Below are 23,075 nucleotides of genomic sequence, written 5' to 3' on the forward strand. Positions count from 1 at the left end.
GGTCAGAACCGAGTAGAATCGGCTCATGAGAACCCTGAGCAGCACAGAAGCCAAGGCGCGCCTCAACGCCGTGCTGGCTGAGATCGAGAGAACCGGGGAAGAGATCACTATCACCACGCATGGCCGACCCGTCGCAGTACTCAGGCCCGTGGCACCACCTCCGCGTCGATTCGGGCAGTTCCCGGCCATGGTTGTTCCCGACGACTTCGACGCACCGCTGTCCGCCGACGACCTCGAGCGCTGGGAGTCGGGTTCGTGACCGATGTCCTGCTGGACACCAACGCGGTCCTGTGGCTGGTCAGCGAACCGGACCGGCTGTCACCCACCACCTTGGACATCCTCGCGAATCCCGGCAACGCTCTCTACGTGTCGGCTGCGTCGGCCTGGGAAATCGCCATCAAGACGCGGCTGGGCAGACTCGACGGAGCGCCGCTCCTCGCCGCGTGGGAAGAAACCCTCTCGTCCATGTCAGCGACCGACCTCGCCATCGATTCCAGCGACGCGGTGACAGCAGGACAGCTCGCCTGGGAACATCGCGATCCCTTCGATCGCATGATCGTCGCTCAGGCCACCCGCCGAGGTCTGACCATCGCGACGAGCGATCAGGTCATCCAGACCGGCACGCTGACACCTGTCATCGACACTCGCCGGTGAGTCCTCGGTGTCAGTCCCCTCCCCTAGAGAGGAACTCATGGACTTTGATGCGTTCACCACTCTGTGGGAACGCCATCCCGCGTGGCGGCTCCTGCGCGCCCACCACTCCCCGCTCATCCTGACGTTTCTCGGGACATTCTTCGTCGAGGGCAACCGTGGTGCGAGTTCAGCTGGAGAACTGGCCACCGCTCTGGATGATCTGCTCTACGACCTGAACACCTCGCTACCCACCAACGACGGTTCGGTTCGATTTCCCAAAGAACCCCGCGCCTACCTCGAGGATTGGGCCGGCACCGAGGCTGGGTTCCTACGACGCTTCTGCCCCTCCGGCGACGACGAGATCTATTACGAGGTGACGCCGGCTTTCGAGAAGGCGTACGCCTGGATCGTCTCTCTACAGGGCAGAGCGTTCGTCGGTACCGAGTCGCGACTGCACACCGTCGTCGAGCTTCTTCGGCAGATCGTGGACGGCACCGAGGTAGACCCCGAGGTTCGACTGGCAGAGCTGCGGCGGCGTCGCGCCGAGATCGATGCAGAAATCGCCGCGGCCGAGTGCGGCGAACTGACGTATCTGGATCAGACCGGGGTTCGAGACCGCTATCAGCAGGTGGCGTCGACCGCACGTGAACTGCTCGCCGACTTCCGAGAGGTAGAAGACAACTTCCGCCTTCTTGATCGCTCGGCCCGCGAGAAGATCGCGTCCTGGACCGGGCCCAAGGGCGAACTCCTCGCCGACCTGGTGGGCAGCCGATCCGAGATCGCCTCGTCCGATCAAGGTCGTAGCTTCGGGTCGTTCTACGAATTCTTGCTGTCCGATTCGCGCCAGACGGAACTGGCAGACTTGCTTGCGAAGGTGTCGTCGCTGGAGATGATCGACGTCGACGAGCGCATCCGCAGCATCCATCACGACTGGTCCGAGGCTGCCGACCGAACCCAGCGCATGGTCCGACAGATCTCTGAACAGCTACGCCGATTCCTCGACGATCAGGTCTGGCTGGAGAATCGCCGCGTACTCGACCTGGTCCGGTCCGTAGAGGCTAGCGCCCTCGAGATTCGTGGCAGGACACCAGATTTCGGGCTCACTGTGGATCAGACCGGTATCGAGATCGCGCTGCCGTTCGACAGGCCACTCTATCAACAACCCGCCTCTGCGACCGTCGAGAGTCGGGTCGAGGACGCGACCGAGAACCTGGACGCAGACCTGTTGTTCGCCCAGACGTTCGTCGACCAAGCCCGCCTGGCAGCCAACATCCGCAGCATCCTCCCGGAGAGATCGTCGGCACTGCTATCCGATGTGGTCACCATGTATCCGATAGAACAGGGTGCGGCCGAGATCGTCGGTTACCTCGCCCTCGACGATGACGATGTCAGCGTCGACATCGACGACACCGACGAGACCCTGCTCGAGTACGCCGACCCGAGTGACCCGAGCACGGTCAAACGTGCCCGGCTGCCGAGTGTCACTGTGAGGCGACGATGACCGACGACCACGCAATTTCGAGTGCCATAATCCGATTGATGCGGGGCGTGGTGTACCGCGAATCGGACGAGGACATCTGGGCCACACTCGAACGCTCGGGAGCCGGCGTACGCGATCACTTCACCACGATCGGCGTCGATGTCATCGTCGACGAGTCCGAGGGCTACGCCTATCTGCGCTCACACCCGGAAGAGGAAGGCGAAGAGCCACTTCCGCGGTTGGTCCGCAGGCGGGCGCTGACCTACAACGTGAGCCTGCTGCTCGTGCTGCTACGCAAACGCCTGCTGGAGTTCGAGATCACCGGCGGTGAAGGACGACTCGTCCTGTCAACGGATCAGATCGTGGAGATGCTACAACTCTTCCAAGCCGAATCGACGAATGAGGCGCGCCTGGTCGAACAGGCCGATAACACCATCAAGAAGGCCGTCGAACTGGGCTTCCTGCGCCAGTTACGTGGGCAGACCGACCAGTGGGAGGTGCGTCGCATCATCAAGGCGTACGTGGATGCGCAAACACTGTCGGATTTCGCGGGCAAACTGCGCCAATACGCAGGAACCGCGGGCCCCGATGACTGACGGTCTGTTCTCAGCGGTCGAACTCGGGGGTGCCGGAGGCGCCGGGTTCCGATTGCAGCACGTCGAGGTGTTGAACTGGGGCACCTTGCGCCGACAGGTGTGGCGGCTCACCCCCGACACAGACACCGCACTACTCACCGGCGACATCGGGTCGGGCAAGTCGACGCTGGTGGATGCGGTGACCACACTGCTGATGCCCGCACACAAGATCGCTTACAACAGGGCCGCGGGAGCTGAGGCCAAGGAACGCACGCTTCGCTCCTACGTCGAAGGCCACTACAAGTCCGAACGACAGGAAGCAACCGGCCGCTCTCGCGCCAAAGGCCTTCGGCAGGAGCGCAATACATACTCGGTCATCCTGGGCGTCTTCAGCAATCGGGGATATGACGAGACGGTCACCCTGGCGCAGGTTTTCCAGCAGCGCGACACCGCCGGACAGCCCTACCGGTTCTACGTCACCGCAACCAAACAACTCGCCATCACGACGGACTTCGCCGATTTCGGTTCAGATTTGCGCGACCTTCGTAAACGCCTACGGTCCGGCGGGGCCGAGGTGGTCGACGAGTTCCCGAAGTACTCCACTTCGCTGCGCCGATTGCTAGGCATCCGATCAGAGCAGGCGTTGGAGCTACTACATCAGACCGTGTCGATGAAGTCCGTGGGCAATCTGAACGATTTCGTGCGCAACCACATGCTCGAGCCGAGCGACGCCGGCGAACGTGTCCGCGACATCATCGACCATTTCGACAATCTCACGAAGTCGTACGACGCGGTCAAACGCGCCCGCGAACTGCTCGAGGCGCTGGATCCCATCGTGGTCGCCACAGAGAAGTACGATGCCGCACTTGCCGAGCGCGAGGCTCTCGACGTACAGCGTGCGGCCATACGCCTGTTCATAGCCGAGAATCGCTCGCGCCTGCTGGCAGACGACATCGCCACCTATACGAGCCAGGGCGAGCAGCTCCTCCGCAACCAGGATGCGGCCAGAGGACGGCTACGCGAGTTGGCCCGCGAACGCGAGTCTCTGATCGAGGAGCGGGCAAGAGCCGGCGGCGATCGAGTCGGCGAACTCGAGCGACTCGCCGCCGTTGCCCGTGACGACGTGGAGAAGCGCCGTCACGGACGATCCCTCTTCGACGCCACCGTCACGGCTGCAGGCTTCGCCCCCGTCACAACGGTTGAGCAGTTCACTGATCTTCACGGCTTCATCACCCGCGAGACCACTACTCGTCGAGGCGAAGAGATCGCTCGATGCTGCGAGCGCCGACGCCATCGGCCGAGAGAAAGAAGCGGCCCGACGTCAGGAGACCATCCGGACCGAGCTCGACGATCTGCAGAAACGCACCAGCAACCTGCCACCCGACCAGGTCCAGATACGCGAACAGCTGGCCACCGACACCGGCCTGACACCTGCCGACCTGCCCTACGCGGGTGAACTGATCGACGTCGTCGAAGAACACAGCGAGTGGCGTGGCGCTGCCGAACGTGTCTTGCGTGGCTTCGCACTGTCGCTACTGGTACCGCAGCAGCACTACGATGCCGTGACGAACTGGGTCAACTCCCGCCGACTCACGTTCCACAATCACGGCGGCCGGACTGTCGGTGCCCGGCTCGTGTACGAACGAGTGCCGATCCGTCGAGTTCCCCTGCAGAGAAATGGCTCTGATCTACCGATTCTCGCTGACTGCCTCGAGATCAAGAGCGGGCCGTTCGAGGGCTATCTGCGCGACGAACTCCTCCGGCGCGCCGAACATCAGCGGGCCGCCACCATCGAGGAGTTCCGCGCTGCCAAGCGCGCCGTCACCCGCGAAGGTCAGGTGCGGTCCGGTGGCCGTCACGAGAAGGACGACCGACACCGGGTCGACGACCCACGCCGATGGGTGCTCGGATGGGCCAATGAGCGCAAGATCGCGGTCCTACGAGAGGATCTCGACGAGTCCGACCGCGAGCGCGTGGCTGCTTCGGCGGAGGTGGTGGCGCTGTCGGAGGAACGCGACGCCACCCAGAATCGCAGCGAGTCCCTGGCGCGGCTGGAAGGATTCCATTCCTGGGCCGAGCTCGACATCGAGGAAGCACAACGACGCGTCGCCACCCACGAGGCCGAGCGCGCCCGGCTCGAATCGGGGTCCTCACGCCTTCGCGAGATCACCACGGCGCTGGAGCAGAACGCCGCGCTCGCGGATTCCACGGCTGCCGCGATCGACGACCTCACCGGCAAGCTCGCAACCACCGCCGCCGCGAGTCATCGGGCCGAGCAGGACAAGAAGAGCGACGACGAGTTCGTCGCGGACCACCCGGAGGCTGAACTCGACGCCGCACGAGCATGCTACGACGCTCTGGAACGTCGGCTGGACGGCGGTGTTCCGGCAAGGGCAGCAGACTGCACCACAGCTCAAACGACACTGACCGCGACGCTTCATCAACGGATCGAGCGCCTCACCCGCGAGCTCGGCGGCTTCGGACAGCGCCTAACGCAGCACATGACCGAGGTTCTCCGCCGGTGGCCGGACCTGCGATCGGACATGGATGCCGACGTCGATGCCAGGGCGGATTTCGTCGCCCTCCGCGAACGGGTCGCGACCGACGATCTGCCGCGCTTCGAGTTCGAGTTCAAAGAACAGCTGAACAAGAACGCCATTCAAGAACTCGCCGGCTTCAACAACTGGCTCAACCGGCAGGCCGCATCCATCGACGAACGCGTGCGGCGGATCAACGAAGCGCTGGGCGCCGTGCCCTACAACCCCGGTCGGTATATCCGGTTGGAGCGCGAGTCAACCACGAATCAGGATGTGGCACAGTTCCGCTCCGACCTGCGGAATCTGACGAGCGACAGTCTCGCAGTAGACGGCGATCAGTATTCGGAGCAGCGTTTCCTCGACGTCAAACGCATCATCGAGCGTTTCCGCGGACGGGACAATCACGCCGACCTCGACAAGAATTGGACGCGGCGTGTCACCGATGTGCGCAACTGGTTCGTGTTCTCCGCATCCGAACGCGATGTCGAGACGGACGTGGAGTGGGAACACTACAGCGATTCCGACGGCAAGTCAGGTGGGCAAAAAGAAAAGCTCGCCTATACGATCCTGGCCGCGTCCCTTGCCTACCAGTTCGGACTCGAGTGGGGTGTGAAGAAGTCGCGCGACTTCCGGTTCGCCGTCATCGATGAGGCATTCGGGCGCGGCTCTGACCTGTCGACCCGTTATGCGCTGGACCTGTTCGCCAAATTGGGTCTGCAGCTCCTGATCGTCACCCCTTTGCAGAAGGTGCACGTCATCGAGCCCTACGTGAAGGCGATCGGATTCGTCGACAATCCGACGGGCACTTTTTCACGCCTGCAGACGATGACGATCGAGGAATACCGGTCACGCCGTGACGGGCGTCTGCGGTGACCGATCGTTGGACCACCCCGGCCGACATCGCCATCAAAGCCAGACGCCGCTGGGACGACGGGACGCTGCTCCGGACGTTTGCGAACCGAGAACCATTCGAGCCCATCGAGATTCCGCTGCGCGGGCCCACCGCGTCGCAGATAGGAGCAGATCTCGGCGCCGCTCGCGACTGGGTCACGGCGTTGGACGGCGGACGTCGTGGCGACACCAGGTACTCCCTGGTCTGGCAAACAATCGGCGGCCGGCACGTCGGGCGTAACACGCTTCCACGACGGGCGATCATCTCCACCTATGAGCAGGCGTGGGCACTTCTGAACGTGAAGGCAGCGGTACAGCAGTTCGAGAGGTTGCTCGAGCTCGCCGCCGACGATCCCGCGGTCCACGCGTGGCTGTTCCAGAACCCGTTTCGCGCAATAGATCTGGCATCGGAGTTTCCTCGACTGATCGACGCGCACCGATGGCTTGACACGCATCGGGACTCCCGACGCTTCCTGCGTGAGATCAGCGCACCTGGGGTCGACACCAAGTTCACCGAAAGGCACCGGGGAGTCTTGGCGTCGATACTCGGAGTGTCGTCGACGGCGTCCGGTTTCGTGACCGGGCTGGGTTTGCAGACGAAACCAGAGTTCGTGAGACTACGACCGTCACCGTCGCTGGGACTTCTCGAGCACGTTTCGGAGGTGAGCCTCCGAGCTGACGAGCTCACCCGGATCGACTTGCGTCCCTCGCGCGTCCTGGTCATCGAGAACGAGATCACCTATCTCAGCGTCGATGTTCCAGCCCACGGAGCCGTGTTCTGGGGCAAGGGATTCGAGATCGACAGAATCGGGCGCCTTCCCTGGCTGACCGACGTGCCTGTTCGGTACTGGGGTGACCTCGACACACACGGCTTCGCGATTCTCGACCGGCTACGTGCCTGGCTTCCGCAGACCGAATCGATCTTGATGGATCGCGAAACATTGTTCGCGCATCGCGATCGATGGGTTACCGAGCCGAGCCCCACCACAGCCGCACTCCGCCACCTCTCACCCGCAGAACACGACCTGTACGCCGACCTCGCGGACGACTCGCTCGGTGAGCGGGTTCGGCTCGAGCAAGAACGCATCGACTGGGCGTGGGCTCTGGAGCATCTCGAACGGTAGTCGTGCGGCCTACGCTCAGATGTGCCAGCGCACAGGTCGCGAGATGATGTCGCGGAGCCGGCGGCGGTAGTACCGGGCGGACTCCTGGTTGAAGACGTCCATCGCGGCCGCGGTCGCCTCGACATCGCGAGCGCGCATGGCGTCGAGGATGTCCTGCTGGAGTTCGAAGGCCGCGAGCCGCGTCGCGATGGGATGCTCGACGGGTTCGGCGTCGCGAACGAGCAGCCACAGCGTCTCCATGACCACCCGCAGTGCGGGATTGCCCGCCGCCTCGTACACCCCGCGCTGGAATGCGGCGTTGTTCTCCTGGAAGTTGGCGTGGTCCTCGGGATGGTCGCGCATCCGGTCCAGTGCCCGCTGCATCGACTCGATCTGCTCGTCGGTGACGTTCTGCGCCGCGGCCCGCGCGACCATCGGTTCGAGCATCAACCGGACGTCGATGACATCACTGATGTTCGCGCCGTTGATCTGGAGGAACAGCTTCATGATGTTGCCGAGCGAATCGAGTTCGGGCCGTTTGGCTATGGGCCCGCCGCCGATTCCCGCCTTGATCGTCACGAGGTCTCGGCTCTCGAGGAGCCGCAGTGCCTCACGCACCGTCGTGCGTGCCACGCCGAACTCGCTGACCATCTCCTTCTCGGTCGGCAGGCGCTGACCCTCGACGATGCCACCGCCGAGGATCTGATCGGCCACCATGTTGGCCACCCGCGCGGACATCTTCTGCCCGCGCGGCTGCCGGGTGGCGGGCTCGTCGGCGACGGTCATGCGGCTCCCGTGTCTCGGCTGATCGGTCGGTGCCGACACCTTACCCGCCCGCACCTGCTCTCTAGTTCGGATCGGGGCGGCAACGGTCGCCCTCGAACGATCGGTGCGGTGGCGAGACGACCCGTCGTCGTAACTGTGTACATATTTTGCTCGCTCGATTACCGTGAGTCCCGTTCCGTTCGTTCGCGCCGGGGCCCCGACCGCCCGTCGGCGCAGTCCACGACAGATAGGCACCCATGCAGACCACCTCCCCGGCCTCCGGGAACCTCTCCGTCACCGTGCACCAGCCCGGTATCGCACTCGTCGAGCTCTCGCGGGGCAAGGTCAACGCCATCGACGGGCAGATGTACGAGGACATCGCGGCGACGTTCGACGCGCTGTCCGACGACCAGGACGTGCGCGTGATCGTGCTGACCGGTCAGGGCCGCATCTTCAGCGCGGGCAACGACATCAACGAGTTCCGGACGATGTCCACTGTCAGCGGCGACATCGCGATGCGGCGGGCCCGGCGGGCGCTGTTCAGCGTGCGCGAGTGTCACCTCCCCGTGGTGTCCGCGGTGAACGGCCCGGCCCTGGGAAGCGGGTTCGGACTCGTCGCGCTCTCCGACCTCGTGGTCGCGTCCGAACGCGCCACCTTCGGACTGCCCGAGATGAACGTCGGGGTCCTCGGCGGTGGTCGCTTCACCGCCCGCATGTTGCCCCAGCAGGCGATGCGCCGCATGTTCCTCACCGCCGAACCGGTCGACGCGTCGACCCTGGAGCGGTGGGGAGCACCGCTCGAGGTCGTCGCCCACGACGATCTCCTGGAGATCGCGACCGCCCGCGCGCGCTCCATCGCGGAGAAGAGCAGGCACGCCATCGTGCTCGCCAAACAATCCCTGAACGGCTGCGAAGATCTCGACATCCGTCGCGGTTACGAGCTCGAGCAGTCCTTCACCGTGCGACTGTCCGAACACCCCGACTCCAAGACCGCGGTGGAGGCCCAGGTCGCCGACCTCGCACGCAAGTGACGACGTCGGGTCCGCGCCATCGGGACGCGGACCCGACGCACCGCGTCAGTCCGTCGCGATGGTCAGCAGGAGATCCCCGCCGTCGACCTCGGTCGATCCCGACACCGCGACACGCTGCACGATCCCGGTGACCGGCGCGGAGATCGAGGCCTCCATCTTCATCGCCTCGATCGTGCCGATCGGTTCACCCCGGCGGAGTTCGTCGCCCTCCTTCACCGACAGCGTCACCACACCGGCGAAGGGTGCGGCGAGTTGCCCCGGGAGGGCGGGGTCGGCCTTCTCCGCGGTGCGTGTCGTCGACTCGACCGAGCGGTCGCGCACCCGAACCGGCCGCAGTTGCCCGTTGAGGATGCAGAGCACGTTGCGCATCCCGGACTCGTCCGGGTCGGAGATCGCCTCGAGCCCGATGAGCAGTTCGACGCCCTTCTCCAGCTCCACGCGATGTTCCTCGTCCTGGCGCAGGCCGTAGAAGAACTGGTTGGTGGACAGCCGAGACGTGTCGCCATAGGTCTCGCGGTGCTCGCGGAACTCACGATTCGGTCCGGGGAACAGCAACCGGTTGAGCGCATCACAACGCTCCGCCGACGTACCGGCGAGCGCCGCGAGGTCGCTCTCGGTCAGGGCGGTCACCGGGCGAGGGTCGGTGCGGCCCTCGAGGGCGCGCGTGCGGAGCGGCTCCGGCCACCCGCCCGCGGGCTCGCCCAGATCGCCCCTCAGGAAATCCACCACCGAGTCCGGGATGTCGTAGGCCGTCGGATCGTCCGCGAACTCGGCGGCGCTCGCGCCGGCGCCGACGAGTGCCAGCGCGAGATCGCCGACGACCTTCGACGACGGTGTCACCTTGATCAGTCGCCCGAGCACGGTGTCGGCGCCCGCATAGGCCGCCTCGATGTCCTCGAACCGGTCCGCCAGCCCCAATGCCAGGGCCTGCTGCCGCAGGTTGGACAGCTGGCCGCCGGGGATCTCGTGGGCATAGACCCGGCCGGTGGGTGCCGGCAAGCCCGTGTCGAACGGCGAGTACGCCGCCCGGACCGCCTCCCAATATGGCTCGAGAGCGCAGCAGGCCGCGAGGTCGATCCCGGTGTCGCGGTCGGTGTTCGCCGTCGCGGCGACGATCGCCGACAACGGTGGCTGACTCGTCGTGCCGGCCAGCGGTGCGCTCGCCCCGTCCACCGCGTCCACCCCGGCCTCCCAGGCGGCGAGGTAGGTGGCCAGCTGCCCGCCGGCGGTGTCGTGGCTGTGCAGATGGACGGGCAGATCGAACCGCGACCGCAAGGCGCGCACCAGGGTCGACGCCGCGGCCGGGCGCAACAGGCCCGCCATGTCCTTGATCGCCAGGACGTGTGCGCCCGCGTCGACGATCCGTTCGGCCAGCTTCAGGTAGTAGTCCATGGTGTACAGGGTCTCGCCGGGATCAGAGAGGTCGCCGGTGTAGGACATGGCCACCTCCGCCACCGCGGTCCCCGTCTCCCGCACCGCGTCGATGGCCGGCCGCATCGCGTCGATGTTGTTCAACGCGTCGAAGATCCGGAACACGTCGACGCCCGTGGCCGCCGCCTCGCGGACGAATGCGTCGTTCACCTCCACCGGGTACGGCGTGTACCCGACGGTGTTCTTGCCGCGCAACAGCATCTGCAGGCAGACGTTGGGCATCGCCGTGCGCAGGGCCGCCAGGCGTTCCCAGGGATCCTCCTTGAGGAATCGCAGTGCGACGTCGTAGGTCGCCCCACCCCACGCCTCGACCGACCACAGCTGTGGGGTCATCCGCGCGACGTGCGGTGCGACGGTCACCAGGTCGCGGCTGCGCACGCGGGTGGCGAGCAGCGACTGATGCGCGTCGCGGAAGGTGGTGTCGGTCAGCGCGAGTGCCGTCGACGCACGGAGCTCGGCGGCGAAACCGTCCGGCCCCAGCTCCCGGAGTCGATCGCGGGACCCCGGCGGCGGTGGGGACGTGAGGTCGATCGCCGGCAGTTTGTCGACCGGGTACACCGCGGACGGCCGCTCGCCGTGCGGTCGGTTCACGGTGACGTCGGCGAGATACCGCAGAATCCGGGTACCGCGGTCGGCGGAGGCGTGCTGCTCGAGCAGGTCCGGTCGGGATTCGATGAACGAGGTGGTGACCCGCCACGCGCCGAAGTCGTCGTCGGCCAGAACCGCTTGCAGGAACGGGATGTTGGTGGCGACGCCCCGGACCCGGAACTCGGCGATCGCACGACGTGCGCGCGCCCGCGCGGTCTCCAGGTCCCGGCCGCGACAGGTCAGCTTCACGAGCATCGAGTCGAAGTGGGAGCCGATCTCGGACCCCAGTCCGACGCTCCCGTCCAGACGGACACCCGAGCCACCGGGCGTGCGGTAGGCGGTGATCCGCCCGGTGTCGGGCCGGAAGCCGTCGGTCACGTCCTCGGTCGTGATGCGACATTGCACTGCCGCGCCGCGGATCTCGATCGAATCCTGGGTCAGTCCCAGCTCCCGCAGCGTCGCACCGGATGCGATCTGCATCTGGGTGGCGACGAGATCGACGTCGGTGATCTCCTCGGTGATCGTGTGTTCCACCTGGATGCGCGGGTTCATCTCGATGAACACGTGCCGACCGTCGGAACCGAGCAGGAACTCGACGGTCCCGGCGCAGGTGTACCCGATGTGCCTGGCGAAAGCCACTGCATCCGAACAGATCCGATCACGGACAGCCGGGTCGAGCGCGGGTGCGGGGGCCACCTCGACGACCTTCTGGTGGCGGCGCTGGAGCGAACAGTCGCGTTCGTAGAGATGGATGACCTCGCCGGTGGCGTCCCCGAGGATCTGCACCTCGATGTGCCGGGCGTCGACCACCGCCCGCTCCAGGAAGACCGTGCCGTCGCCGAAGGCCGTCGTGGCCTCGCGCGAGGCCGCCTCGATCGCCCCGCGAAGCCGCGACGGCTCATCGACGCGACGCATGCCGCGCCCGCCACCACCGGCGACCGCCTTGACGAACAAGGGGAAACCGACCGCATCAGCCGCGGCCACGAGCTCGTCGACATCACTCGACGGGGTCGACGAGGTCAGCACCGGGAGACCGGCCTCGGCGGCGGCCGCCACGGCCCGGGACTTGTCGCCGGCGAGTTCGAGCACCTCGGCGGACGGGCCGATGAAGGTGATCTGCCGGGTCGCACACGCCCGGGCCAGCTCAGCGTTCTCGGAGAGGAAGCCGTACCCGGGGTACACCGCATCGGCTCCGGACGTCGCCGCGACGCGGACCATCTCGTCGACCGAGAGGTACGCGCGGACCGGATGCCCGCGTTCGCCGATCTCGTAGGCTTCGAACGCCTTGGCCCGATGAACGGAGTTGCGGTCCTCGTGGGGGTAGACGGCCACCGTGCTCGCGCCGAGCTCGACCGCGGCGCGAAAAGCCCGTACCGCGATCTCGCCTCTGTTCGCGACCAGCACCTTCTCGAACATGGGTTTCCTTTCGTCACCGGATGCGCCGGAAGTAGCCACGCGAGAAGCGGGCGGCGCGGGAAGGATGTGACCCACATCTCTGGGCCTGACGTCAGGTTACTCTATTCGAAGTAAAGTTACTTAGCGCCGCAACTGGCGGAGTCTTTACCCTCAAACTGCTGAGAAATATCTCTGTACATGTTTCCAACTGTCGCAGGTTTCTATAGTGTGACTTGATATACAGCCTGTCACCTCGATGAGGAGGAACACATGAGTGACGAGCAGTCCGCGGGGGCGGTCGACATCGATCGCTGGATCACCGACTGGGAGTTCAGCAGCCGATACCCGGTGTACACACGCGCCAACGCCGGCGAAGTGCTGCCCGACCCGTCGAGTCCGCTGAACGTCACGATGGTCTGGAACAAGGGCCTCAACATCGGCTGGCGCCAGGGCTACGTCGACAACCTCGGCACTCACCTTGCCGAGGAGATCGACGAGGTGATGCCCGAGATCATCGGCAACTTCGGCGGCTACCACTACACGAACTTCTCGATGACCGAGCTCAACGGCGCCCGGCTCCCGGGGCTGACCGTGCCGGTGTGGAACAGCCTGTGGGTGGGCGACCATCCCGACATCCCCGAGTACGTACCCAAGCCGGGCGACGAGAACGCCGAACTGACGGCTGGTCTCGCCGAGAAGACCGCCTGGGCTCTCACGACCGATGAGTTCCCCGAAGCCGAGGAGGCCAAGCGGCGCGCCGACCGGGCACGCGACCAGCGTCCCGATCTCGCCGCGATGAGCGATGCCGAACTCGTCGGCCACGCTCGCTCGCTGCTCCCCGACCTCATCTACTGCTACGCCTATCACCCGGTCACCACGACGCTGTCGACGATGGGTCCGGCCGTGGCCGGTCAACTCCTCGAAACCATCGGCGAGGCAGACAACCTCGGCGATCTGCTCAGCGGACTGGGCGGCGTGGACTCGGCCGCCCCGTCGTATGCGATGTGGAAGCTCGGGCGCCTCGTCGCCGGTTCGTCCGAACTGACCGGGATCTTCGACGACGGACTCGCCTCCGCCCTCGACGCGATCACCGCGAGTGACTCCGCCGACGCCGCGAGGTTCCGAGAGGAGTTCGACGACTTCCTCTACCGCTACGGCTCGCGCGCACCGAACGAATGGGACATCCGATCGGACAGCTGGGAGACCAAACCCGTGCTGGCACTGATGGCCATCAACGGGATGCGCAACAGCCCGCCGGAGGCCGATCCCGAAGCGATCCTGCGCCGCAATCAGGACAAGCGTCTCGCCCTCACCGAGGAGCTCGCCGCCAAGATGCCCGACGCGGAGTCGGCCACGGCGTTCCGCAACGCCGCGAAGTCGATCACCAAGTTCATGCCGTGGCGGGAGCGCACGAAGACCGCGTGCGTGAAGATCATGGGCGAGATGCGGGCCGCCCTCTACGAACTCGGACACCGGATGGTCGGACGCGGGATCATGGACGACCATCACGACATCACGATGCTCGTCGACGACGAGCTCGATCGCTTTGTCGCCGAACCCGAGTCGTTCGCGGACACCATCAAGGAGCGACGCGAGCAGTATCTCGCCCTGTTCGATCTGCAACCGCCGTTCTTCCTGTTCGAACCGCTCCCCCTCTCGCAGTGGCCCCGGCGCACCGGGCAGCGGGTGGACCCCGCGGTGCCCGGTGACGTCCTCTCCGGAGTCGGCGGCGCCCCGGGCGTCGCCCGGGGACGTGCGCGAATCCTGCACGACCCGTACGAGGCCGAGCAGCTGGAGGAAGGCGACATCCTCGTCGCACCGCAGACCGATCCCGCCTGGACGCCGTTGTTCGTCTTCGCGGGCGGTGTCGTCGTGAATGTCGGCGCGACGATCACCCACTCGTCCATCGTGTGTCGTGAGCTCGGAATCCCATGCGCCGTATCGGTTCAGGACGCGACGGCCCGCATCCCGGACGGCGCGATGATCGAGGTCGACGGCAACACCGGGTCGGTGACGATCCTCTGATGGCGATGACTGACGGCGCCCGCGGCACGACGATCGGGCTCGCCCTCCCCCAGCTCGGCGAGCACGTCGATGCCGCGGCCGTCCGCGACTTCGCGGTGGCCGCCGAGGAACTCGGATTCACCGGACTGTGGGCGCAGGAACACCTCTTCTACTCCGAGCAGAACGCGTCGGTCTACGGTGGCCGGCACACCACGGCGGTGCACCCCGCCTACCGTTCGGTGCTCGGGGCCACCGAGCTCATGGCATTCGTCGCGTCGTGCACCCGGCGGGCGCTGATCGGGAGCAGCATCCTGGTCGCCGGGTACCACCGTCCGGTCGAGCTCGCACAGCGTCTGGCCACTCTCGACGTGCTCTCCGGCGGACGTCTCGTCGCCGGGCTGGGCGTCGGCTGGTCCGACGAAGAACATCGACTCATGGACGTCGACCCCCGGACGCGCGGGCGCCGGATGGACGAACTCGTCCGCGCCATCCAGGCGTGCTGGGGACCGGATCCCGTCGAGTTCGAAGGGGAGTTCTTCACCATCCCGACCTCCACCGTGCGGCCGAAACCGGTCCAGACACCACATCCGCCGCTGCTGTCCGGGCTGCGGTCGGAACGCGGTCTCGCCCGCACCGCGGCACTGTTCGACATCTGGAATCCCAGCAGCGGCACAGCCGAGGCCCTGCAAGCCCAGCTCGACGGGATGGCCGCGCAGCGTCCCGCCGGACGGGCCCCGGTCCGGCTGTTCCTGCGGTCCTACCTCCAGCGCCCCACCGACCCGGTGGGATCCGGCGGACAGGGCATCGACGGTGTGGCCGCCGATATCGCCACCGCGAAGGCGGTCGGTGCGGAACACTTCATCATCGAATGCAATTTCTCCGACGACATCCGGTCGCCGGAGGACTGGGCCACCATGCCCGAGCGGCTGGCGCCGCTGATCCAGCTCGTGCGCGACGACAGCTCCGCGGTGCCCGACTCGTCGGGCGTCGCCCGGCCCCAGAAGGAGAACGCATCATGAAAGCTGCTGTCTGGGAGGGCAGTACACCGACACTCGCCGTCGAGGAGATCCCGCGGCCGACGCCCCGTCGTGGCGAGATCCTGCTCAAGGTCACCGCGTGCGGGGTCTGTCACACCGACCTGCACGTACTGAAGTCCGAGGTGAACTTCCCCGCTCCCGCGGTCCTCGGCCACGAGGTCTCCGGCGTGGTCGAGGAGCTCGGCGACGGCGTCGACACCCTCGCGGTGGGCGATCGGGTCGTGTGCAGCTTCATCATGCCGTGCGGCGAGTGTCGCCACTGCGCGCGCGGACTGGACGACCTGTGCGAGAAGTTCTTCGCCCACAACCGGCTCAAGGGCACGCTCTACGACGGCGAGACCCGGCTGGCCCGCGCCGACGGCACCCCGCTGGCGATGTACTCGATGGGCGGACTCGCCGAGTACTGCGTCGTCCCCGCGTCGGACGCCTTCGTCGTCCCCGACGGGGTCGGACTGGGTGAGGTCTCCATCCTCGGCTGCAGTTCGTTCACCGCGCTCGGTGCCGTGACCAACGCCGAGCTGCGGCTGGCCGACCGCATCGCCGTCGTGGCGGCCGGCGGCGTGGGATCGTCGATCGTCCAGTTCGCGGCGGCGGCCGGAGTCGCCCAGATCATCGCGATCGACGTCAACGACGACAAGCTCAAGGCGGTGGCCGAGCTCGGTGCGACCCACACCGTGAACTCGCGCGACACCGACGTCGTCGCCGAGGTACGGGCACTGACCGACGGCCACGGCGTCGACGTCGCCTTCGAGGCCCTCGGGCACCCGAGCACCTTCGCGACCGCGCTGGACATCCTCGACGACGGGGGCCGCGCCGTGGTCGTCGGGATCGCGCCGGCCGGGACGCCCGGTGAGCTCGATCTGGCTCGTCTCGTGCGCCGCAGCCTGCAGATCCGCGGTTCCTATGGCGCGAAGGCACGACGTGACATGCCGGCGCTGCTGCGCATGGTCGCCGGCGGGATCGTGGAGCCGGAACGTGTGATCACCCGCCGCTACCGCCTCGACGAGGTCGACGAGGCCTACCAGGCCCTCGCCCGCGGCGAGATCGTCGGCCGGGCGATCATCGAGATGGACTCCGAATGACCGAGACCGTGTCCGGCACCGTCGCCATCGTGACCGGTGCCGGCTCGGGCATCGGCCGGGCGGTGACCGAGCTCTTGGTCGGTCGCGGGAGTTCGGTTGTCGCGGTCGACAACTCGCCTGCGGTTCTCGACGAGCTCGCGGACCGGCCGCGGGTCGTCCCGCTCGTGGGGGATGTGACGTCGGCCGACGACAACCGGCACGCGGTCGAGACGGCGGAACAGCGCTTCGGCCGGCTCGACGCGTTGATCCTCAATGCCGGGGTCCCCGCCTCCGGGTCCATCGAAACCCTGGACCTCGACGTCTTCGACCGATCCCTCGACGTCAACCTCCGGTCGGTGGTTCTCGGTGTGCGCGAGGCGATCCCCGCCTTCCGGCGATCCGGGGGCGGTGCGGTGGTGGTGACGGCGTCGGCGACGGCCCTGGGCGGCGAACCCAACCGCTGGCCGTACGCCGCGGCGAAGGCCGGCGCGGTCAACCTCGCCCGGTCACTGGCCCTCGACCTCGCCGTCGACGGCATCCGGGTCAACTCGGTCTGCCCCGGCCCCATCGAGACCGGAATGACACGACGCATCGCGGTCAACACCCCCGAACGCTACGAGTCCCTGCGTCGGATGGTTCCCCTGCAACGCTGGGGCACGGCCGACGAGGTCGCCGAGGTGATCGCGTTCCTCGCCTCGCCGCTGGCCTCGTTCGTCATCACCGGTGCCATCCTCAGCGTCGACGGTGGGACCGCGTCCTACTGAGTTACGCCCCTCTGCAACCTGGCGACAGCCCGTCTGCCACCGCTCCTCGCACCTCAGGGAGCAAGGGTTGTGGCGTTCTCTCGGATTAGTTAGGGCGCATGGGGCCTCTGTTCGCTGAATCGATAGAAACACAGGAGGTCGGGCCCGCGACCGGCAGACCTCAACTCGACCGATGGACTTCGATCGAGGTCTAGGAGTCGAGTTGAAGTCTGCCGGTCACGAAACGGGGCACTGGGGAATGCTCTGAACCTCAGAACGTCCCGCGTACCACCCACGCCACGCAGCGGCCGAGGATGGTCCGGTACTCCGGCACCTCCCAGCTCCCGCGGTCGACACGTCCGAGGTCGTCGATTCCCAGATCCTGGACGTCGAACCGGCCGCGGCAGTGCCCGAGCGTGAAGTAGCAGACGGTTCCAGCGTCATGTCTCTTGAGATAGAGCACCGGCAGCGGATCGTCGGAGGTCGTGTGTCCCTCCGCGAAACCCGTTGACTCGCCGACAAACCGGGTGTGCGCGAGAACCTCGATCGGCTCGAAGAGTTCGCTCACGTAGAGCTCGTCGACGGCGTCGAAGGCCTCGACACCGTCGACAAGCGGATGGTCGGGGTCCGTGATCTCGACCCGGTACGGCGCAATCGGCGGATGACCCAGGAACTGGCTACCTACCAGCTGCGGCAGCACGCCCATGGTGCGTGGGGTGACGTACTTGCTCGGCGACCCCGGTGGCGTCGGCTCGATCGCGGAGTTGGTGGCGTGCAACGCCAGCCATCGACCGCCGCGCGCGAGGAACTCTGTGAGCGACCGCTGCGCAGCCTCGTCCGGAATCCGGTTGCACGTGTAGGTGATCAGCAGATCCGCGTCGTCGATGGCCGGGATCGCACCCGCGTAGTCGTCGAAGACTCGCGTTCGCACCACTTCGTGATCGGCCAGCAACGTGAGGATCTGCAGTCTCGCGTAGTCGAAGTCGTGCCATTGCCCACCGCAGATGACGACCGCGTCGAGGCGGCCGGCGGGTCCGGACATGTCGCTCCTCGAGATCTCAGGCGTGTGCGTGCAGGGGTTTGCCCGCCAGCGCGAGGTGGGCTTCGCCGAGCGCCTCGGCCTGGGTCGGATGCGCGTGCACCAAGTTCGCGACGTCGTCGGCGGTCGCTTCCCAGTTGTAGATCAGCTGTGCCTCACCGATGAGCTCACCGACCCGATCACCGACGAGATGGATTCCCACGACGGGTCCGTCGGACCCGGCACGGACAATCTTCACCCCACCCGACGTCTGGAGGATGCGGCTCTTGCTGTTGCCACCCAGGTCGTAGATGGCGGTGGTGACGTCACCGTGCCGTTCGACGGCCTCGGCCTCGGTCAGCCCGATCGAAGCAACCTCGGGGTGGGAGTAGGTGACGCGGGGAATCCCACTGTCCGCGACCGGCACACAATCGAGGCCGGCCAGTTGCTCCGCCACGAAGATCCCGTTCGCGAACCCGCGATGGGCGAGCTGCGGTCCCGGCACGATGTCGCCGACCGCGTAAACGCCCGCCACAGTGGTCTGCAGCGCATCGTCGACCTCGACGAACCCGTGGTCGAGTCGGATGCCCGCCTCCTCGAGCCCGAGACCGGACGTCCGCGGACCACGCCCTACCGCCGCCAGCAGGATGTCGGCGTGCAACGGTTCCGACTCGCCGGCGAGATCGACGGTGACCCCGGCATCGGTCACGCGCGCGGCGGACAGCATGGCCCCGGTTCGAATCGTGATGCCGCGCTTGCGGAACGCTCTGGTCAACTGCTTCGACGACCACTCGTCCTCAGTCGGGACCAGTCGTGGTGCCGCCTCCACGATGGTGACCTCGACGCCGAGCGACGCCCACAGACTGGCGAACTCGCAACCGATCACACCGCCGCCCAGGACGATCGCCGACCGCGGGATCGAATCCAGCTCCAGCGCACGGTCGCTGGTCATGATCGGACCGCCGATGTCGATGCCCGGCAGGGTCCGCGACTGCGATCCGGTGGCAAGGACAAGGGCCTCACCCCGGTGTCGCGAGGTCCCCCCGTCCGCGAGATCGACTGCGACCGTTCGGTCCCCGACGACGCGGCCGTGACCACGCACCACGCGGATCGCCCGCGATGCGATCAGTCCCTCGAGGCCGCGGTACAGACCGTCGACGACCTTCTGCTTGTACGCATGCACCGCGGTGATGTCGACACCGTCGAGCGAGGCCTTGATTCCGAAATCGGCCGCAGAGCGCACGGAGTCGACGATCTCCGCGGCATGCAGCAGCGCCTTGGTGGGGATACAACCGTTGTGCAGGCAGGTACCGCCGAGCTTGCCGGACTCCACCAGGACGACCGACATGCCGAGCTGCGCGGCGCGCAGGGCACACGAGTATCCGCCCGAACCGCCGCCGAGGACGACGACGTCGGCGGTCTCGGTGGAGTCCGCGCTCATCTCAGAAGTCGAATCGGTTGGTGAAGCCGCCGTCGACGACCAGGTTGGTGCCCGTGATGTGACCGGCGGCGGGCGACGCCAGGAAGGTCACCGCGTTGGCGACATCCTGGGCGGCGGCCAGCTTGCCCAGCGCGGCGGACGACAGCGCCGCGTCATAGAGTTGCGGGCGCTGCTCCTTGATGGTGTCCCAGGGTCCGCCTTCGAAGTAGACCGGACCGGGCGACACCGCGTTGACGCGAATCCCCTTGGCTCCCAGGACACGTGCCTGCGCCGAGGAGTGTTGCAACACGGCGGCTTTGAGCGCGCCATAGCTGTTGGCGGTGGTGATCGGGCCGGCCTCGATGGCCGATGTCGTACTGATCGTGACGACCGACGCGGCCGAGCTCTTCTCCAGGTGCGGTGTGGCCGCCTCGATGAAGCCGACCAGGCTCATCAGATCGACGTTGAAGCTGTTCTCCCAGGCCTCGCGCCCCTTGCCGGTCATGGCCGATGCGTTCACGATGACGATGTCGATCCCGCCGAGCGACTCGGCCGCGTCGTCGACGAAGGACGTCACAGCCGCGGAGTCGCCGACATCGACGGACTTCCAGAACACCGTGCCGGACTCGGACAGCTCGTCGGCGACGGTCTTGAGTTGGGCTTCGCCGCGGGCGCAGATGCCCACCGATGCTCCCTCGGCGAGGAGGGTCTTGGCGATGGCGAGGCCGATGCCCTTGCTCGCGCCGCTGATGAGGGCGCGCTTTCCGGTGAGGTCGAGATCCATGTCGGGTCCTTCTTCTTTCGGTCGTTCTGGCGGTTCGGGCTGGTTGTTCTGGCGGGGTCGGACTAGAGGTTCATCGCCCCGACGGCGGTCTGGAAGTCGAGCACGTGTGTGAAGTCGTTGACGGACTGCACCGCACGGCGGGTGTCCGCGCCGCGCAACACGTTGACCGACGTGTGGTGAACGCGGACCGGCATGTCGAAACCGCTTCCGAGCGCGTCGGCGAGCACGGCATTGATCACCCCGCTGTGGCAGGTGACCACCACGCGCTCGCCGAGGTGCGCGTCGACGATCCGGCCGATCTCGCCGAGCACTCGCGCACGGAAGGCCACCGGGTCCTCCGCGTACGGGAACGGTTCGTAGCTGCGGGTCCTGATGTGTTCGCGGAAGATCCGGGATATCTCGTCGTGCGGAAGGGTCTCGAACGGCGATTCGTCGGCAGGGAAGGACTGCCACGGCTCGTACTCGGTCAGGGTGTCGCGGACGATCGGTTCCAGACCGTGATGGGCGGCGATGGCCCGGCCGGTGTCGAGGGCCCGGCGCAGCGGCGAACTGTAGACGGCATAGACGCTGCGGGTAGCGAGCCGGTCGGCCACGGCGCGCACCTGTCGCTGCCCGAGGTCGGACAGAGGCGGATCGACGGTCTCGGCTGCGCTGAGCTCCTTGCTCAGCGCCTGCTCGCCGTGGCGGATGAGCACGAGTTCGCACAGTCCGGCCAGCGGCGCGAACGGGTTGTCGAGATCGATCGAGCGCGCACGAGTCTGGTTGGGCACGGCTCCAGTGAACCACAAACTAGGTTCTCTATAAAGATACTATCGCGAACCGCCTGCTCAGGTGAACGATCAGACGTCGAAGCTATAGGTTCGAGGGTGTCACATCACACGCTGGCGATGTCGGCGGCGAGCTCACGCACCTCGTCGGAGAAGCGCCGGCGCCCCAGGTTCGCGAGGACGACGTCCTCGGTGAGCCACGACGACGCGGACACCTCGAGGAGGCTGGACAGTGCCGTTGCCGCAGCGGCCTGCTTGGCCTTGGACGTGATGCGGTCCCGCACCCGCAACTCGGCGGAGAAGATCGCGAGCATCTCCAGACGCACCTCCCGGCGCAGCGCCTCGATCGACAGACTCCATCCGGGCGACCGCACGAAGTAGACCAGCGACGCCGCCCGGTGGGCGTCGGTCCACTCGAGAACCGAGATGATCACGTCGCCGAGCGAGGCGTCGGGATCGGCGTCGATCTCCGTGCGCAGTTGGGTGAGCATCTGCTCGGCGAAGATCCGCAGTCCGCCGAGGAGTACCTCCTCCTTGGAGGGATAGTGGTAATACACTGCCGCCGAGGTCATCTGCGCCTCGGCGGCGATGTCTGCGACGGTGACGTCCTCGATCGACCGCATGGAGTACAGGTGCATCGCCGCCTCGACGACGACGTCGCGTCGAGACGGCCGGTGCGCGGCCCGCTTCGCGCCGCTGCCGCCACTCGGAGCGCTCGCCGACGCGCGCCCGGCGTTGCGTCGGCCGGAAGTGCTTCGTCCTGAGGGATTCTTGCCCGCCATGCGATAGATCATGACAGCATCGGGGGCTGCCACGGGCTGTGCCATCCTGATGGCACGCCGTGAACGGAACCGGGAGGTCTGCGCCACGGCGGATCGGGACGGGGAGCACGGCGAGGAGGACGTATGGCGAGATCGAGGCGAGACAACGCCCGGCCGGCCGACGGCATGTCGGAGTCGGACGCCGACTGGCTCGGCTGGGATTCGACCCCGGCTGCCGACGACATCGCACTGGCGGCCGCGGATCCGGGGGCGGGCACCGGCCCACAGGAGGACGTCGATCCCGACGCCGCACCCGACATCTCGCCGGTGGAACACGAGGCCGGCGCCGAGGGCGCACCGCCGGACTCACCGGTCCAGAACGGATCGGGCGCCGGCAACGGCACGACCGCGCACCGTCCGTCGCGGCGGCATCTCATCGTGAAGGCCGCGGTTCGGGTGTTCTCGCGAAAGGGGTTCGCGGAGGCCTCCATCCAGGAGATCGCCACCGAGGCGGGAATGGTCCCGACCGCGGTCTACTATCACTTCGCCAGCAAAGAGGAGCTCTTCGAGAGCGCACTCGGCTATGCGATGGACGCGAGTTCGGCCGCGGCGCAGTCGGCTCGACCGGACGATGTGTCCGCGAGCGCGGACTCGTTCAAGGACGTCGTCGCCGCGGTCTGGGACTGGACCGCCGAGCACCCCAATTCCGCCCGCATGCTGTTCCTGCAGATGGCCGGCGGCGCGACCCCCGGGACCCGGCTGCTGACGAAGGAGTACGAGGAACGGCACATCCGACGTGCGTTCGACTACTTCCCGGCCGGTGAGGACCCGCCCAACCGGCGTGCGGCCACCGCACAGCACGCGGCGCGCACCCTCCGGGTCCGGACGATGATCGCGATGACCATCGCCATCCAACCCCTGCGTATCGAGGGTGGGCCGCTGTCGGACATCCCGGTCCCCAGTCTGCGCACCGCGACGACCGACGTCTGCACCAAGATGATCGAAGGCCGCTGACCCGAGCCGAGCCCGTCGAGTAACTTTATTTCCGAAA

18 protein-coding genes and 1 pseudogene are annotated in these 23,075 nt (G+C 66.8%); 12 read left to right on the forward strand and 7 right to left on the reverse strand.

The features are described from left to right. Window positions 1-25: 25 nt before the first annotated feature. From QAD21_RS22810 to QAD21_RS22835, 6 genes and pseudogenes are all read left to right on the forward strand, one after another. Complete coding sequence (locus QAD21_RS22810) at window positions 26-259, forward strand: type II toxin-antitoxin system Phd/YefM family antitoxin (protein ID WP_065629468.1); 234 nt, start codon at window positions 26-28, stop codon at window positions 257-259. After that, entirely contained in the window at window positions 256-654 is a 399-nt protein-coding gene (locus QAD21_RS22815) for a type II toxin-antitoxin system VapC family toxin (RefSeq protein ID WP_065629469.1), read from the forward strand. The genes QAD21_RS22810 and QAD21_RS22815 overlap by 4 nt, the downstream gene beginning before the upstream one ends. 37 nt (window positions 655-691) lie before the next feature. Next, window positions 692-2,134 (forward strand): DUF3375 domain-containing protein, encoded by a 1,443-nt coding sequence (locus QAD21_RS22820; protein WP_247452162.1) that lies wholly within the window; start codon window positions 692-694, stop codon window positions 2,132-2,134. Further along, window positions 2,131-2,709, forward strand: a complete 579-nt coding sequence (locus tag QAD21_RS22825; protein ID WP_065629471.1) for a DUF4194 domain-containing protein — start codon at window positions 2,131-2,133, stop codon at window positions 2,707-2,709. Before QAD21_RS22820 ends, QAD21_RS22825 begins: the two co-directional genes overlap by 4 nt. Further along, window positions 2,702-6,098, forward strand: a pseudogene (locus tag QAD21_RS22830) (SbcC/MukB-like Walker B domain-containing protein). The gene QAD21_RS22825 and the pseudogene QAD21_RS22830 overlap by 8 nt, the downstream one beginning before the upstream one ends. Further along, window positions 6,095-7,240 (forward strand): Wadjet anti-phage system protein JetD domain-containing protein, encoded by a 1,146-nt coding sequence (locus QAD21_RS22835; protein ID WP_269554724.1) that lies wholly within the window; start codon window positions 6,095-6,097, stop codon window positions 7,238-7,240. Before QAD21_RS22830 ends, QAD21_RS22835 begins: the two are co-directional and overlap by 4 nt. A 15-nt stretch (window positions 7,241-7,255) precedes the next feature. On the opposite strand, the gene QAD21_RS22840 is transcribed toward QAD21_RS22835, so the two are convergent. Continuing rightward, complete coding sequence (locus tag QAD21_RS22840; RefSeq protein WP_269554726.1) at window positions 7,256-8,005, reverse strand: FCD domain-containing protein; 750 nt, start codon at window positions 8,003-8,005, stop codon at window positions 7,256-7,258. Window positions 8,006-8,241: 236 nt separating this feature from the next. On the opposite strand from QAD21_RS22840, the gene QAD21_RS22845 reads away from it, so the two are divergent. Beyond that, the gene (locus QAD21_RS22845) at window positions 8,242-9,015 is read left to right on the forward strand and encodes an enoyl-CoA hydratase-related protein (RefSeq protein WP_154885525.1); all 774 of its coding nucleotides are present in this window, start codon (window positions 8,242-8,244) and stop codon (window positions 9,013-9,015) included. A 45-nt stretch (window positions 9,016-9,060) separates the two neighbouring features. On the opposite strand, the gene QAD21_RS22850 is transcribed toward QAD21_RS22845, so the two are convergent. Further along, window positions 9,061-12,450, reverse strand: a complete 3,390-nt coding sequence (locus QAD21_RS22850; RefSeq protein ID WP_280360280.1) for a pyruvate carboxylase — start codon at window positions 12,448-12,450, stop codon at window positions 9,061-9,063. A gap of 249 nt (window positions 12,451-12,699) precedes the next feature. Between QAD21_RS22850 and QAD21_RS22855 the strand changes: the two genes are divergently transcribed. The 4 genes from QAD21_RS22855 to QAD21_RS22870 are packed head-to-tail and all read left to right on the forward strand — an operon-like array spanning window position 12,700 to window position 17,295. Beyond that, on the forward strand, window positions 12,700-14,454 hold the full coding sequence (locus tag QAD21_RS22855; protein ID WP_159371676.1) for a PEP-utilizing enzyme: 1,755 nt from the start codon (window positions 12,700-12,702) through the stop codon (window positions 14,452-14,454). Next, window positions 14,454-15,452 carry a TIGR03619 family F420-dependent LLM class oxidoreductase gene (locus QAD21_RS22860; RefSeq protein WP_280360281.1) on the forward strand — a complete coding sequence of 333 codons (999 nt, stop codon included), beginning with the start codon at window positions 14,454-14,456 and terminating at the stop codon, window positions 15,450-15,452. The genes QAD21_RS22855 and QAD21_RS22860 overlap by 1 nt, the downstream gene beginning before the upstream one ends. Then, window positions 15,449-16,552 (forward strand): zinc-binding dehydrogenase, encoded by a 1,104-nt coding sequence (locus tag QAD21_RS22865; protein WP_058252831.1) that lies wholly within the window; start codon window positions 15,449-15,451, stop codon window positions 16,550-16,552. The genes QAD21_RS22860 and QAD21_RS22865 overlap by 4 nt, the downstream gene beginning before the upstream one ends. Then, window positions 16,549-17,295 carry an SDR family NAD(P)-dependent oxidoreductase gene (locus tag QAD21_RS22870; RefSeq protein WP_280360282.1) on the forward strand — a complete coding sequence of 249 codons (747 nt, stop codon included), beginning with the start codon at window positions 16,549-16,551 and terminating at the stop codon, window positions 17,293-17,295. The genes QAD21_RS22865 and QAD21_RS22870 overlap by 4 nt, the downstream gene beginning before the upstream one ends. A gap of 250 nt (window positions 17,296-17,545) precedes the next feature. Here QAD21_RS22870 and QAD21_RS22875 read toward each other — a convergent pair whose 3' ends face one another. The 5 genes from QAD21_RS22875 to QAD21_RS22895 all read right to left on the reverse strand — a co-directional run bounded on the left by QAD21_RS22875 (window position 17,546) and on the right by QAD21_RS22895 (window position 22,078). Then, window positions 17,546-18,316, reverse strand: a complete 771-nt coding sequence (locus QAD21_RS22875) for a ThuA domain-containing protein (protein WP_280360283.1) — start codon at window positions 18,314-18,316, stop codon at window positions 17,546-17,548. Between the two features lie 16 nt (window positions 18,317-18,332). Then, window positions 18,333-19,733 carry a dihydrolipoyl dehydrogenase gene (gene lpdA / locus QAD21_RS22880; protein ID WP_280360284.1) on the reverse strand — a complete coding sequence of 467 codons (1,401 nt, stop codon included), beginning with the start codon at window positions 19,731-19,733 and terminating at the stop codon, window positions 18,333-18,335. 1 nt (window position 19,734) lies between these two features. Further along, a complete protein-coding gene (locus tag QAD21_RS22885) occupies window positions 19,735-20,496 on the reverse strand; it encodes an SDR family oxidoreductase (protein ID WP_058252853.1) in 762 nt (253 codons plus the stop codon). 62 nt (window positions 20,497-20,558) lie between these two features. After that, window positions 20,559-21,266, reverse strand: a complete 708-nt coding sequence (locus QAD21_RS22890) for a histidine phosphatase family protein (protein WP_280360285.1) — start codon at window positions 21,264-21,266, stop codon at window positions 20,559-20,561. A 104-nt stretch (window positions 21,267-21,370) separates the two neighbouring features. Beyond that, window positions 21,371-22,078, reverse strand: coding sequence for a TetR/AcrR family transcriptional regulator (locus tag QAD21_RS22895; RefSeq protein ID WP_223259032.1), 708 nt, complete (start codon window positions 22,076-22,078; stop codon window positions 21,371-21,373). 90 nt (window positions 22,079-22,168) lie between these two features. On the opposite strand from QAD21_RS22895, the gene QAD21_RS22900 reads away from it, so the two are divergent. After that, window positions 22,169-23,038 (forward strand): TetR/AcrR family transcriptional regulator, encoded by an 870-nt coding sequence (locus QAD21_RS22900; RefSeq protein WP_083229472.1) that lies wholly within the window; start codon window positions 22,169-22,171, stop codon window positions 23,036-23,038. Window positions 23,039-23,075: the final 37 nt, after the last annotated feature.

This window comes from Gordonia sp. SMJS1 (assembly GCF_029866425.1).
Lineage (GTDB): Bacteria > Actinomycetota > Actinomycetes > Mycobacteriales > Mycobacteriaceae > Gordonia > Gordonia hongkongensis.

What these genes read in the sequence shown, in the direction of transcription:
- QAD21_RS22840 (WP_269554726.1), bottom strand. Translation starts at nt 8,005, where the DNA reads ATGACCGTCGCCGACGAGCCCGCCACCCGGCAGCCGCGCGGGCAGAAG.
- QAD21_RS22860 (WP_280360281.1), top strand. Translation starts at nt 14,454, where the DNA reads ATGGCGATGACTGACGGCGCCCGCGGCACGACGATCGGGCTCGCCCTC.
- QAD21_RS22885 (WP_058252853.1), bottom strand. Translation starts at nt 20,496, where the DNA reads ATGGATCTCGACCTCACCGGAAAGCGCGCCCTCATCAGCGGCGCGAGC.
- QAD21_RS22865 (WP_058252831.1), top strand. Translation starts at nt 15,449, where the DNA reads ATGAAAGCTGCTGTCTGGGAGGGCAGTACACCGACACTCGCCGTCGAG.
- QAD21_RS22845 (WP_154885525.1), top strand. Translation starts at nt 8,242, where the DNA reads ATGCAGACCACCTCCCCGGCCTCCGGGAACCTCTCCGTCACCGTGCAC.
- QAD21_RS22810 (WP_065629468.1), top strand. Translation starts at nt 26, where the DNA reads ATGAGAACCCTGAGCAGCACAGAAGCCAAGGCGCGCCTCAACGCCGTG.
- QAD21_RS22825 (WP_065629471.1), top strand. Translation starts at nt 2,131, where the DNA reads ATGACCGACGACCACGCAATTTCGAGTGCCATAATCCGATTGATGCGG.
- QAD21_RS22875 (WP_280360283.1), bottom strand. Translation starts at nt 18,316, where the DNA reads ATGTCCGGACCCGCCGGCCGCCTCGACGCGGTCGTCATCTGCGGTGGG.
- QAD21_RS22820 (WP_247452162.1), top strand. Translation starts at nt 692, where the DNA reads ATGGACTTTGATGCGTTCACCACTCTGTGGGAACGCCATCCCGCGTGG.
- QAD21_RS22855 (WP_159371676.1), top strand. Translation starts at nt 12,700, where the DNA reads ATGAGTGACGAGCAGTCCGCGGGGGCGGTCGACATCGATCGCTGGATC.
- QAD21_RS22900 (WP_083229472.1), top strand. Translation starts at nt 22,169, where the DNA reads ATGGCGAGATCGAGGCGAGACAACGCCCGGCCGGCCGACGGCATGTCG.
- lpdA (WP_280360284.1), bottom strand. Translation starts at nt 19,733, where the DNA reads ATGAGCGCGGACTCCACCGAGACCGCCGACGTCGTCGTCCTCGGCGGC.
- QAD21_RS22870 (WP_280360282.1), top strand. Translation starts at nt 16,549, where the DNA reads ATGACCGAGACCGTGTCCGGCACCGTCGCCATCGTGACCGGTGCCGGC.
- QAD21_RS22850 (WP_280360280.1), bottom strand. Translation starts at nt 12,450, where the DNA reads ATGTTCGAGAAGGTGCTGGTCGCGAACAGAGGCGAGATCGCGGTACGG.